The organism is Pseudonocardia sp. C8, assembly GCF_014267175.1.
Taxonomy (GTDB): Bacteria; Actinomycetota; Actinomycetes; order Mycobacteriales; family Pseudonocardiaceae; genus Pseudonocardia.
This window is the reverse complement of sequence record NZ_JACMTR010000002.1, coordinates 1,663,630-1,675,880: the sequence shown is the minus strand read 5'-3', so window position 1 is coordinate 1,675,880 and position 12,251 is coordinate 1,663,630. Positions and strand designations below refer to the sequence as shown.

12 protein-coding genes are annotated in these 12,251 nt (G+C 69.8%); 9 read left to right on the top strand and 3 right to left on the bottom strand.

What is annotated here, in order from left to right:
• Positions 1-11: 11 nt before the first annotated feature.
• The 8 genes from H7X46_RS08450 to H7X46_RS08415 all read left to right on the top strand — a co-directional run bounded on the left by H7X46_RS08450 (position 12) and on the right by H7X46_RS08415 (position 8,027).
• The gene (locus H7X46_RS08450; RefSeq protein ID WP_186358876.1) at positions 12-1,550 is read left to right on the top strand and encodes an FAD-dependent oxidoreductase; all 1,539 of its coding nucleotides are present in this window, start codon (positions 12-14) and stop codon (positions 1,548-1,550) included.
• A 102-nt stretch (positions 1,551-1,652) separates the two neighbouring features.
• On the top strand, positions 1,653-2,360 hold the full coding sequence (locus tag H7X46_RS08445; RefSeq protein ID WP_186358875.1) for a GntR family transcriptional regulator: 708 nt from the start codon (positions 1,653-1,655) through the stop codon (positions 2,358-2,360).
• A gap of 45 nt (positions 2,361-2,405) precedes the next feature.
• Positions 2,406-3,629 carry a pyridoxal phosphate-dependent aminotransferase gene (locus tag H7X46_RS08440; RefSeq protein ID WP_186358874.1) on the top strand — a complete coding sequence of 408 codons (1,224 nt, stop codon included), beginning with the start codon at positions 2,406-2,408 and terminating at the stop codon, positions 3,627-3,629.
• 38 nt (positions 3,630-3,667) lie between these two features.
• A complete protein-coding gene (locus tag H7X46_RS08435) occupies positions 3,668-4,462 on the top strand; it encodes a LamB/YcsF family protein (RefSeq protein ID WP_186358873.1) in 795 nt (264 codons plus the stop codon).
• Between the two features lie 190 nt (positions 4,463-4,652).
• A complete protein-coding gene (locus H7X46_RS08430; RefSeq protein WP_370588661.1) occupies positions 4,653-5,933 on the top strand; it encodes an MFS transporter in 1,281 nt (426 codons plus the stop codon).
• A gap of 16 nt (positions 5,934-5,949) precedes the next feature.
• Positions 5,950-6,735, top strand: a complete 786-nt coding sequence (locus tag H7X46_RS08425) for a glutamate racemase (RefSeq protein WP_186358871.1) — start codon at positions 5,950-5,952, stop codon at positions 6,733-6,735.
• Positions 6,736-6,765: 30 nt separating this feature from the next.
• Positions 6,766-7,254 (top strand): RidA family protein, encoded by a 489-nt coding sequence (locus tag H7X46_RS08420; RefSeq protein WP_186358870.1) that lies wholly within the window; start codon positions 6,766-6,768, stop codon positions 7,252-7,254.
• Complete coding sequence (locus H7X46_RS08415; protein ID WP_186358869.1) at positions 7,251-8,027, top strand: SDR family NAD(P)-dependent oxidoreductase; 777 nt, start codon at positions 7,251-7,253, stop codon at positions 8,025-8,027. The genes H7X46_RS08420 and H7X46_RS08415 overlap by 4 nt, the downstream gene beginning before the upstream one ends.
• A gap of 174 nt (positions 8,028-8,201) precedes the next feature.
• Here the strand turns inward: H7X46_RS08415 and H7X46_RS08410 are convergent, their stop codons facing one another.
• The 3 genes from H7X46_RS08410 to H7X46_RS08400 are packed head-to-tail and all read right to left on the bottom strand — an operon-like array spanning position 8,202 to position 10,592.
• Positions 8,202-9,050, bottom strand: a complete 849-nt coding sequence (locus tag H7X46_RS08410) for a MurR/RpiR family transcriptional regulator (protein WP_186358868.1) — start codon at positions 9,048-9,050, stop codon at positions 8,202-8,204.
• 31 nt (positions 9,051-9,081) lie between these two features.
• Positions 9,082-9,969, bottom strand: coding sequence for a biotin-dependent carboxyltransferase family protein (locus H7X46_RS08405; RefSeq protein WP_186358867.1), 888 nt, complete (start codon positions 9,967-9,969; stop codon positions 9,082-9,084).
• Positions 9,966-10,592, bottom strand: a complete 627-nt coding sequence (locus H7X46_RS08400) for an allophanate hydrolase subunit 1 (protein WP_186358866.1) — start codon at positions 10,590-10,592, stop codon at positions 9,966-9,968. The genes H7X46_RS08405 and H7X46_RS08400 overlap by 4 nt, the downstream gene beginning before the upstream one ends.
• 459 nt (positions 10,593-11,051) lie before the next feature.
• On the opposite strand from H7X46_RS08400, the gene H7X46_RS08395 reads away from it, so the two are divergent.
• The gene (locus tag H7X46_RS08395; protein ID WP_186358865.1) at positions 11,052-12,251 is read left to right on the top strand and encodes an amidohydrolase family protein; all 1,200 of its coding nucleotides are present in this window, start codon (positions 11,052-11,054) and stop codon (positions 12,249-12,251) included.

Sequence of the window (12,251 nt, the reverse complement as noted above, 5' to 3'; positions counted from 1 at the left end):
GCCACCGGCGCATGACCCCACCGCTGCCGCCCCGGTCGTCGTCGCTGTGGCTCGACGACGGCGCCGCCCCCACCTACCCGCGGCTGGAGCAGGACCTCGACGTCGACGTCACCGTCGTCGGGGCCGGCATCACGGGCCTGTCCACCGCGGTGATGCTCACGCGAGCCGGCTGCACGGTCGCCGTGCTGGAGGCCCGGCACCTCGCCGCCACCACCTCGGGCCGCACCACCGCGAAGATCTCGCTGCTGCAGGGGACCCGTGCGGCGGACGTCGCCCGCTCCGCGGGCCGCGCCGCCGTGGACGACCACCTCGCGGCGCACGCGGCCGGCATGCGCTGGCTGCTCGATCGGGCCGCCGGGGTGGACTGCGACCTGGAGCGGCGGCCGGCGGTCACCTACAGCACCGGCCCGCGGGACGGGTCCGCGGCGCGCACCGTGCGCCGCGAACGCGAACTGCTCGCCGGGGCCGGGCTGCCGGTGACCGGCGGCACCGACGTCGGCCTGCCCTTCGCGGTGTCCGAGGCGGTCACCCTCCCCGGCCAGTCCCAGTTCGACCCCGTCCCCTACCTGCGCGATCTCGCTGCCGAGGTGCACGGCAGCGGCGGCGCGGTGCACGAGGACACCCGGGTCCGGTCCGTGTCCTGGCGCGCCCCGCACGAGGTGCGGACGCCCGGCGGGCGGGTGCGGTCGCGCTGGGTCGTCGTCGCGACCGGGCTACCGATCCTCGAACGCGGCCTGCACTCGACCCGGATGGAGCCCTCGCGCTCCTACACGCTGGCGCTGCGGTGTGGTGCCGAGCTGCCGGCCGGGATGTACCTCTGCGCCGACTCCCCGACCCGCTCGATCCGCGACGCCGCCGGTGACGGCGAGCGGCTGCTGCTCGTCGGCGGCGACGGGCACCGGGTGGGCACCACCGCGCCGATGCTGCAGCACGAACGCGACCTGGCCGGGTGGGCGTCGCGGCACTGGCCGGTCGAGGCGGTCGTCCACCGCTGGTCGGCGCAGGACTACCGGACCGAGGACGGGCTGCCGTTCCTCGGCCCGATCAGCCCGCTGTCCCCGCAGGTCCTCGTCGGGTTCGGCTTCGCGAAGTGGGGCATGACCGGCGGGACCGCCGCCGCCGTCGCGCTCACCGACCACGTCCTGGGCCGGACGACGCCGTGGGCCTCCCGGATGCGGGCCGACCGGGTTCCACGGCCGCGCGCGCTGCCGACCCTGGCGATGGCCAACGGCCAGGTCACCCGCTACCTGGCCACCGGATGGGCACGGCCGGACCTGCCGCGCGACGGTCTCGCCGACGGTGAGGGCCGGGTGGAGACGACCCGGCGCGGGAAGGTCGCCCGCTGCCGGGTCGGCGGCCGGGCCTACGAGCGCAGCGCCGTGTGCCCGCACCTGGGCGGGATCGTCGAGTGGAACGACGCCGAGCTCAGCTGGGACTGCCCGCTGCACGCGTCCCGGTTCGCCCCGGACGGCACCGTGCTGGAGGGGCCGTCCACCGAGCCGCTCGGCGACCCGCCCGGCCTGGCCGCGGTCGTCCGGCCGCGGGGCTGACGACCGCACTGATATCACCACTTGCCCAGACACGCACGACCGCGCTAGGTTGCATATTGGATACACAAGCTAGCTAGCTGCGGAAACAGTGAGGTTGTGCAGATGGCCAAGTCGCGGGCCCCCCAGATTCCCTTCTCCCTGCGCAAGCAGGACTGGGCCTACCAGGTCATCCGCGACCGCATCCTCACCGGCGAGATGGGGCCCGGGGAGACGATCCGGCAGCAGGAGCTCGCCGACGAACTGACCGTCAGCCGGATTCCGCTACGCCACGCCCTGTCCCGCCTCGCGGCCGACGGCCTGGTCGTCGACCGCCCGCATCAGAGCTGGACGGTCGCCGAGATCTCGGTCGAGGATGCGCGAGACCTCTACCTCGGTCGCGCCGCGCTGGAGGAAGCACTCGCGAGGGCCGCCGCGAACCGCGTCGCCGAGAGCGAGACACCGCTTCCGGGATTGATCGGCATCGAGCACGTCCTGCGCAGTCAGCATGACGCGGCCCGCGACCAGGACCGTCGGGAGCTCATGCGTCTCGACCACGAGTTCCACACCCGCATCTACGAGCTGGCACGGATGCCCGCCTCGCTCTCGGCGCTGCAGCTCCTCCGCACCCGCAGCGATCGGTACGTTTCACTGCATCTCGCCCGGCTCGACCGGGCGCAGGATTCCCTGGCCGAACACGAGCAGATCCTCACCGCCCTCGATGCCGGCGACGCCGACCGCACTGCGGTTCTGACCCGCGATCACGTCCTCGGCGGGTGGTGCAGCCTCGTCGCGTCGCTGGAGGCCGACGAGCCGCCGACCACGTCTGGCTGACCGCCCCACCGCACGTCGCACTCCCACATCCGAGAAAGGACATCCATGCGTTCCCAGCCCGAGGCCGTCGACCGACTCCTGGTCCCCGAGGCGACGAGCTACGTCGGAAAGCCGCTGCGCGCCGCCGAGCGTGAGCTCGAGGAGGCCGAGGGCCCCTCGCAGATCCTCGACGCCACGTACGCCGACACCCACAGGTTCCCCCCGCCGGAGTGGGCCCTGCCCACCTTCGAGCAGGCGGCGTCCGGATCGGGGATGACCTACACCCCCTACCGCGGCGACCATGGCGTGCGTGCGGCCGTCGCACAGAACGTGGCGTCGGTCCTGGGCGTACCCACCACGGAACCCGCCTCGGTCATGCTCACGCCGGGTACCCAGGGCGCGCTGTTCACCGCCCTGGCAGCGATCCTCTCTCCCGGCGACCTCGTCGTCCTCCCCGACCCGGACTACCTGTCCACGGAGCGGATGCTGCGCTACTTCGGCGCAGAGGTCGTGCGCGTGCCGATGGTCTGGCCGACCGAGCCGGGGCCGCTGGGCAACCGAGCTCGTCCAACCCTCGACCTCGACGCACTCGAGAAGGCCGCGGCCCGCAAGCCGAAGCTGATGGTCTTCTCCCACCCGAACAACCCCACCGGCGGGATCTACGGCGAGGAGACCATTTCCGCCATCGCGGAGCTCGCCCAGTGTCACGACTTCACGGTCATCGCCGACGAACTCTACTGCCGGCTGGTCTACGACGGCGAGCCGTTCCACCACCTCGCGGCCCGCCCGGGCATGGCCGAACGCACCGTGACCCTGCTCGGCCCGTCGAAGACCGAGTCGCTGTCCGGCTACCGCCTCGGGATCGCCGTCGCCCCGGCAACCCTGCTCCCGGCCATGGAGGACGTGCAGTCCTGCACCGCACTGCGCGCCCCGTCCTACGCGCAGCACCTGCTCGCGCGCTGGATCGCCGACGACGAGGAGTACCTGGTCGGCCGCATCAAGGAGTACCAGGTGCTGCGCGACTCCACGGCGCAGAAGCTCAACGACAGCGGAGTGTTCTCCGTCGAACCCAGCTTCGGAACGGCCTACCTCTTCCCCAAGGTCCTGGTCGACGCCACCGACCAGGAGCTCGCGCTTGCGCTGAAGTCTCGCGCCGGCGTCGTGGTCAACCCGGGTTACCAGTCGGGGCCCGGCGGAGTGGGCCACATGCGGCTGTGCTTCGCCCAGGACGAGCAGGTCTGGGACCGAGCCCTCGACCGCATCATCGATGTCGTCACCTCGTTCGCCTGAGGATGACAACCGAGCACGAACGAAGGAGGAGGGCTTCGATGACGACCGCGATCGATGTCGTCGCCGACCTGGGTGAGGCCTACGGCGCCTATCGGATGGCAGACGACTCGGCCATGCTGAGGCTGGTCAGCTCGGCGAATCTGGCCTGCGGCTTCCACGCCGGCGACCCGCGCGTTATGGACGCCACGGTGGCCGCGTGTCGCCGCGCTGGCGTATCCGTCGGTGCCCACCCCGGCTTCCCGGACCTGGTCGGGTTCGGCCGACGGGACATGACACTCACCCGCGACGAGATCCGCACCGACGTCCTCTACCAGGTCGGCGCCCTCAGTGCCTTCACCACCGCGCACCGGACCGCCATCGCGCACCTGACCGCACACGGACGGCTGGGCAACCTGGTGGTCACCGAGACCGAGTACGCGCTCGGAGTCGCCGACGCGGTCGAGCAGTTCGACCCGGGTCTGATCATCCTCACCCAGGAAGGCGAGCTCGCGCGCATCGCGCGCGAGCGAGGGCTCGAGGTCGGCATCATCGGAATGGCCGACCGCGCCTACCTCGACGACGGGACGCTCGTGCCCCGCCGGGAAACCGGCGCCGTCATCCACGACGAGGACGTCGTCGCGGCACGGACCGTCCGCATGGTGACCGAGGGACTGGTCGAGTCGATCAACGGTAAGGACCTGCCGGTGACGTGCGACACCGTGCTCGTCCACGGGGACAGCCCCGGTGCCGTCGCACTCGCCACCCGGATCCGGGCCGACCTCGAGGAGGCTGGCGTGCGCATCGCTCCGGTCGGGGAGATCCTCGCGGACCGATCCACCGCCACACCCGCGTAGCACGCCGTTCGTCCACGTACCAGGCAACGCTGCGGGCAGATCGGACGCCGGACGCCTCACGCTCGGCGGGCCCTGTCCTAGCACCCGGACGACTCAGTTCGTCACCAACCTGCGGTGGTCAGGTCAGAGTTGACCCCGCCTCACGGCTGGAGCTGCCATGGAACACACACACGTCCAACAGGACACCCCGGTGGATCGCAGGACACTGCGCCGGGTCACGCTCGGCGCCTCGGCCGGGCTCTTCGTCGAGTTCTTCGACTACGGGATCTACGGGTTCTTTGCCTCGACCATCGCCTTGGTCTTCTTCCCCGCGGACGATCCCGCCGCCGCCCTCATGCTGACGTTCGCCATCTTCGGACTGACGTTCTTCATCCGCCCGCTGGGTGGCGTGGTGTGCGGCTTCATGGGAGACCGCATCGGTCGCCAGCGCACATTGGTGTTCATCATGGCTCTCATCACGGTGTCCACCGCGATGATCGGCCTGCTTCCCTCCTACGCCGCGATCGGGATCGCGGCTCCCATCCTACTGTTGCTGCTCCGTCTGGTGCAGGGTTTCGCGACGGGCGGCGAGTCCGCCGGGGCGATGTCGTTCGTCGCCGAGTACGCACCCACCGGAGAGCGTGGCCGGTTGGTGGCGTGGGCGCAGATGGCCTCGTACCTGTCGCTGTTCGCCGCGACGATGATGGGCACGATCATCGCCGAGACCCTCAGCAGCGACGACCTCGAGGCCTGGGGCTGGCGCATCCCCTTCCTGCTCGCGCTCCCGCTCGGCCTGGTCGGCTTCTACATCCGTAACAAGCTGGACGACACCCCGAAGTTCAGGGAGCTCCGCAAGACGAACACCCGTGCCGGGAACCCCCTGCGCGAGGCGCTCGCGTCCAAGCGCCACCGCCGAGCCGTGCTGTTCGCAATTACCATCCCGATGCTGAACGGTGCGGGCTACTACATCCTGTTCACCTACATGCCGACGTTTCTCAACCGGACCCTTCACTTCACCGTCGGACAGGGACTGATGGTTACCAGCATCTCGCTCGTCGCGGTCATGGTGGCGATCCCGCTGGCCGGTCGGCTCTCCGACCGCATCGGGCGCCGGCCCACGATGATCGGGTCGTCGGTGCTCGTCGGCGGACTGGCTCTGCCCTGCTACGGGCTCATGACCCACGGCTCTGTCCCGCTCGCCGCCCTGGGCGCAGCGCTACTGGCCCTTGCCTACGCCGGTCACACGGGGATCATCCACACCGTTCTCGCGGAGCTGTTCCCGACGCGCGTGCGCTACACCGCATACTCCCTCGGTTACAACGTCGGTACCGCGATCTTCGGCGGCGCCGCGCCCCTGATCGTCACCTATCTCATCGGGGTCAGCGGGAACCCGTCAGTCCCGGCGTACTACGTGCTCTTCTGTGCCGTGGCCACCGGCATCGCGGTCTGGCTGACCCGCGAGACCGCGCACGAGGCCTTGGTCGATGACTGAGCCACACAGATTGCCCATGGCGACCATCGGCGTGTTCGACGCGGGGATCGGGGGACTCCCACTCGCCTCGATCCTGCGTCACAGGGCACCCCAGCACTCGTTGGTCTACCTCGGAGACGCCGCCCGGCGACCATACGGGCCGAGACCGGCCGCAGAGGTCACCCAGTACGTCGCCGAGGCCGAGCAGTTCTTCGCCGACGCCGGCTGCGACGTCTGGGCGGTCGCGTGCAACACCGCGAGCGTCGTCCTCGAAGACCAGCCCGCTCGTCTCATTCCACGGGTCGACATGCTCATGGCCAACAGAGCCGCCGCCGACACTGCGCCGGCCGGGACGATCGGGGTGTTGGCCACCGCCGGCACGGTCGCCAGCGGTGCGGTCGGTCGCGCGATCTCGGACCGCGACGTACGCGAGCTGGCCACCGAGGACCTGCTGCGCCTCGCCGAGATCGACGGCGGGGACGACCCGCGGCGGCTCCAGACCCTGGTGGACGAGGCCGTCGCGATCCTACGCGGCTGGCACTGCACATCGATACTGCTGGCCTGCACCGACTTCACCTGCGTGCTGGACCTCATCACGGCTGCGTCGGACGGCATCGCCGTCATCGACCCCCTTGGCGCCGCTGCCGACCTCGTCCTGGACACCGCGGCGCGCGTCGCCGCCCACGCCGGCCCGGGCCGCGGAGACCGGTTGTACCTCACCGGCCCGCACGAGGTCGACATCCGCCAGTTGGCCCGCGACACCTACGGCCTGGATCTACCGCCGGTGGACTACGCGACGCTCCCGACCGTCGGTGCCGTCTGACCACGCAACAACACCACCACCAGAGGACCGATGAGCACGACCGACCAGCACCCTCCGCCGGGCACCGCGGACCAGCCGCGAGCACATGGTGACTACTCCGTGGCCCGGCTGGGTGGAGGATTGGTGTTCACCGCCGGGATGACGCCACGACGAGGAGCCACCATGGACGGTGTCGGTGTCGTCGGCGCCGACATCGACGTCGACGACGCTGCCCGTCTCGCCGCGCACGCAGCCCATCGAGCGATCGGCGCAGCTCGAGCCGTCGCACAGGATGCCGGGCTCACGGTCGACCAATCAGTTTCGCTGACCGTCTATGTCAGAGCGATCCCGGAGTTCACCTCACACAGCGCCGTCGCCGACGGAGCGAGCGCGGTCCTCTCGCAGATGCTGCACTCGCACGTACCCGCGCGCGCCACCGTCGGTGTGAGCAGCCTGCCGGAAGGCGCACCGGTGGAGGTCACCGCCGTGTTCACGACCGCGCCCGCCACCGCTGCGCTGAACGGAGAGCGAGGCCGATGACCCGAGACGCGGGCTCTCCCCGTTCCCGAGGAGTCCTGGTCACCGGTGCCGCCCGCGGCATCGGACGCGCAATCGCCACCGCGTTCGCCGGCAACGGCGATCGGGTCGCACTTCATTACGCGAGCCGCGACGTCGACGCGGAGAGCACCCGCGCCGGTCTCCGCGGCGACGGCCACACCCTGATCCGCGCGGACCTGTCGGATTCCGGACAGGTCGCACATCTCGTCGACACCGCAGAACACGACCTCGGCGGAATTGACGTGGTGGTCAACAACGCGGCGATCATGCTTCCCAGCTCGATCGACGACTGCTCCTACGACGACTGGCAGCAGGCCTGGCAACAGACCTTCGCCGTCAACGTGTTCGCCGCGGCGAACGTCAGCTACTGCGCCGCCCGGCACATGATCGCCGGTCAGAGGGCAGGACGCATCGTCAACGTCAGCTCGCGCGGTGCCTTTCGCGGTGAGCCCCACCACCCGGCGTACGGAGCCAGCAAGGCTGCTCTCAACGCCCTGGGGCAGTCGCTCGCGCTGGCCCTCGGCAAGCACGGCATCTCGGTCACCACGGTCGCCCCCGGCTTCGTCGAGACCGAGCGCGTTGCCGGTCGCCTCGACGGTCCCGAAGGCAAGGGAATCCGGGACCAGAGCCCGCTGGGACGCGTCGCACAACCGGCCGAGATCGCCTCCGCCGTGCTGTACCTGGCCTCGCCGCACGCCGAATGGACGACCGGCGCAATCCTCGACGTCAACGGCGCCAGCCACCTCCGAACCTGAGCGCCGGGAGTCCCATGAACATCGGCGACGCTCCGGGAGCATTTGCTACGCCGCATGTGGCTGGTGACCAGCGGCGGGCACCCGCGCGTCGCGGCTGCGTCGAGTACCGGTTCCAACCCGACCAGATCGTCCCGGTACCGGAACTCGAGGCACGCCTCGTGCCCGTGATCGCCCTCATTCGGAACGGGTCGCGGCGCGCAGCTGGCCCTTCGTGTGAAACTTGCGGGACAGCTGACGTGCGAACATCGGGTCGTTCCTTGTCCTGATCTCCGTCAGCTCCGAGACCACGGCGTTCACCAGAGCGACTGCAGCGACTGTGGTGTTGAAGAAACTCACGCTGTCGTGCCGGACCATCAGCGGATGGATGCTCGGCCCGATCGGCAGCGGTGCCAACGCACTGTCGGTGACGACGACGCTGGACGCTCCGACCGACTCCGCGTGATTGACGACCTGGATGGTCCGTTCGTCATAGACAGGGAAGGTGAAGGCCCACACCGCGTCGCCGCCCCGGACGAGCTCCAGGTCGTCGACCAGAGTCCCGCCCAGGTCGTCGAGCAGCCTGGTGTCGCGGTGGACCTTGCGCAGATGGAAGTGCGCCAGGTGCGCCAGGCTGAACGACGTGCGGAAGCCGCACACGAGTATGCGGTCCGCCTCCGACAGCGCTCGCACCGCGTGACCGACCGCGCGCAGGTCGAGCTCGGCGATGGACTGACCGAGCACGTCGAGATCGTTGCGTAGCGAGCGCGACGTGGTCCCTTGCACAGGATCGGCAGGGACGTCCTGGTCGTCGTGCATCGTGGCAGAGTGGTCCTCGGAGCGAATGGCCTCCTGCATCGACGGGAACCCGTCGTAGCCGAGTTTGATCGCGAACCGGACGACCGTGGACTCGCTGACTCCCAGCTGCTCGGCGATGCGCAGGGCGGTCAGCGTGCCGGCGTCGCCGGGGCGCGACAGGCAGTACCGCGCGATCTTGCGCTGGCTGCTGCTCAGCAGGTCGAAACGGACGCGGATCCGCTCGGGCAACGAACCTGCGCCAGTCGACACTTCTCACCTCTCAGCCGGACACCGTGGTCGTGTGCCTGCACCGAACAGGCCGCATCGACAAGATAGTTCCCGGCGGCGCCTGGGCGATCCGGGGCAGGTCCCGTTCGCAGACCACTGCGATCACCGGGTAGCCGCCGGTCGGGGGGTGGTTGGCGAGGAAGAGCAGCGGCAGCCCGGAGGGCGGCACCTGCACAGAACCCGGATGGACTCCCTCGGTCGGCAACTGATCGGTACGGGCGTACTCGAGCGCGGGTCCGGTCAGACGTGCCGCGATGCGGTTGACCTCGTTGCTGATCGTCCAACGCGTCGAGGCGAGCCGCGCCCGAGCCGCGCCGGTGAACCAGTCGCTGCGCGGGCCCCACTGGAATCGCACATCCAGCACGGTGTCCGGAGACGCGGTCTCGAGCAACACGTCCCCCGGCTCTGAGGGGACACCGCGCTCCGAGCCGATCGGCAGAACGTCCCCGGCCGCCAGGGCAGGCGGCCCCAGCCCGGACAGCGAGTCCGTCGATCTGCTGCTCAGGACCGGTTCGACGGCTATCCCGCCGGCCACGGCGAGATAGCTGTACAGCCCGAACAGCGGGCGCCCGCACACGACCAGTTCCTCGCCGCGACGGGCGTAGGTCCATGCGTTCCGGTGGACGGGTCGGCCGTGCAAGGTCGCGACGAGCGGGGCTCCGGTCAGCGCGAAAGACACGTCGGCGTGGAACCGGATCGCCACGCCGCCCAGGAGGATCTCGATCGCGGCGGTGCCCGGAGGATTGCCCACCAGGCGGTTCGCCTGCTCGAGAGCGCGGAGGTCCATCGCGCCGGCGCGCGGTACACCGAGGTGGCCGTGTCCGACCCGTCCGGCGTCCTGCACCGTCGCCTGAGGACCGGTACGCACGATCTCGATCATCGGACCTGCTCGAACACCACTCGATCCCCGACCGCGACGGCGTTCGGGGGCTCCGCACGGACGTCCCACAGCGACGGACCCATCCGTGTTCCGATCAAGTTCCATCCTCCCGGTGAGTCGAGCGGATAGATGATCGTGAACTCGTTCGCGATGGCCACGCTGCCCGACGGGACACGCGTGCGCGGGCTGGTCCGGCGAGGAACCCGCACCCGGTCGGGTAGTGGGGCGAAGAACGCCTGACCGGGAGCGAACCCGAAGAACGACACGGTGAACTCCGTACCGGTGTGCGCTTCGATCACCTCCCTTTCCGACAGTCCCGTGAGTTCAGCGACGTCGGACAGGTCGGGACCGTCGTAGCGGACCGGAACGATCACCGTCTTGGACGCGCGGCTCTCCGCTTCGGGAATGGTCGCCGACTCGACGCCCTCCGCCACTTGCCGCACTGCGTCGGGGTCGCCCAGCACGAACACCGTCCGTGCGGCGGGAACCACCTCGGTCAGCTGCGCCCGGACCTCGTGTCGTCGTACCCACGCAGCAACTCGATGGGAATCGATGCCGGCTGCCAACTCGATGAGCAGGCCACGCTCACCGACCTTGCGGACGGTCTCAACGGTTCCACTCATCGGATCACGCCCCTCCTGGGCAGGGCTCGGAGTATCGGAGCCTCGCGCTCGGCGTCTCCGCGAGCGCTGCGGCGCGCCTCGCAGCCGCGATCGAGGGCCGGCGGCGATTCCCCGGCATCAGTCCACGTCATCGTGTCTCCCTGTCCGGCCTCACTCGCGAGCTTGCGTCATATGATGTCCAGATGCAAGCCCTTGCTCTCCGCGCACAGCCAGGGCAAGCGGTTTGAGCGTCGCGACCCCGACGCAGGTGATGCTTCTAACGGGGGCATTGTGTCGACGACAACCCCCGGCGCATCGATCACCGAGACGTCTGTACTTCGACAAGGAATCCGTTTCTTGCATCACATGTAGCAATGATGCAAGATCGAGCCAAGGAGGGCTCACCCCCGGGTCCCACGCACCCCTCACCCGGGGCGCCGCTGCGACGACCACCAGATGTCTCGATCAAGGAGGATTGACGTGCCCGTCGACCGACTCGTCCACGCAGGCCAGGTCTTCGATGGAGAACAGCTCGGCGCAGGTGAGGCGGCAGTGGCGCTCGATGGCCACACCATCGCCGAGGTCGGCGCCGCCCACGAAGTGCTCCAGCGGTGGCCCGGCATCCCCGTCGACCACTATCCGGGAGCGACCCTCAGCCCCGGCTTGATCGACAGCCATGTGCACCTGACGATGCCGGGCGACGGGACCGCGTACGAACCGGCGGTGAACCGTGCTGCCGAAGCCAGATTCGCCCAGGCCGCGGCGAATCTGCGCGCACACGCCGCCGGCGGTGTGACCACCGTGCGCGACCTCGGCTCGCATCCCGACTTCCTCAGCTGGCTTCCGGCCGAGCCCGCCGATCTGCCACGGCTGATCCGCTACGGCATGCCGGTCACGGGGGTCGGTGGCCACATGCATCTCTTCGGTGGCGACGCCGCCGATGCCGAGCAGGCGGCCGCCATCGCCCGCCGCAACATCGCGCTAGGAGCCGAAGGCATCAAGATCGCGGCGACAGGTGGTGGCACCGAAGGCACGATCCCCCACCACGAGACACTGACGGAGGACCAGATCCGCGCCGCGGTGTCGGTCGCACACGAGCACGGACTGCTCGCTACGACCCACGCCCTGTCCAACGAGTCGATTCGCCGGGCGATCGTGTCCGGCAGTGACGGGATCGAGCACATCGCCTTCCTCGGCCCCGACGGCTCGGCAGCTTTCGACGAGAAGCTCGTCGCGCTCGCCGTCGAGCACGGGACCACCTTCGGGTCGACCCTGGGCTGCAACTTCCACTATGTCGAGCTCGCCGAGCAGGGCGAGGTCTCCGACCATGAGGTCGACGAACAGCGCGAACGAACCGACTACTACGTGCACAACGCCGGCCGTTTGAGGGCCCTCGGCGGCCGCATCGCTCCGGCCAGCGATGCCGGCTGGAAGCACACCGCCTTCGGTGACTTCTCGACCGAACTGGGGCTGCTCTCGCTCTCCGGCTACTCCGCGACCGAGATCCTCACTCTCGCCACGAGCGGGAACGCCACGTACCTGCGTATCGACCACGAAGTCGGGTACATCCGCCCAGGCCACCGCGCGGACCTCGCGCTCTTCGACGGCGATCCGACCGAGGACATCCGGGCGACCCGGAACGTCCTGGCGACATACCGGGACGGTCGACGAATCGCCTGA

Coding starts and splice junctions, on each gene's coding strand:
- H7X46_RS08400 (WP_186358866.1), bottom strand. CDS start 10,592: ATGAGTGGAACCGTTGAGACCGTCCGCAAGGTCGGTGAGCGTGGCCTG.
- H7X46_RS08420 (WP_186358870.1), top strand. CDS start 6,766: ATGAGCACGACCGACCAGCACCCTCCGCCGGGCACCGCGGACCAGCCG.
- H7X46_RS08415 (WP_186358869.1), top strand. CDS start 7,251: ATGACCCGAGACGCGGGCTCTCCCCGTTCCCGAGGAGTCCTGGTCACC.
- H7X46_RS08405 (WP_186358867.1), bottom strand. CDS start 9,969: ATGATCGAGATCGTGCGTACCGGTCCTCAGGCGACGGTGCAGGACGCC.
- H7X46_RS08445 (WP_186358875.1), top strand. CDS start 1,653: ATGGCCAAGTCGCGGGCCCCCCAGATTCCCTTCTCCCTGCGCAAGCAG.
- H7X46_RS08435 (WP_186358873.1), top strand. CDS start 3,668: ATGACGACCGCGATCGATGTCGTCGCCGACCTGGGTGAGGCCTACGGC.
- H7X46_RS08425 (WP_186358871.1), top strand. CDS start 5,950: ATGGCGACCATCGGCGTGTTCGACGCGGGGATCGGGGGACTCCCACTC.
- H7X46_RS08440 (WP_186358874.1), top strand. CDS start 2,406: ATGCGTTCCCAGCCCGAGGCCGTCGACCGACTCCTGGTCCCCGAGGCG.
- H7X46_RS08450 (WP_186358876.1), top strand. CDS start 12: ATGACCCCACCGCTGCCGCCCCGGTCGTCGTCGCTGTGGCTCGACGAC.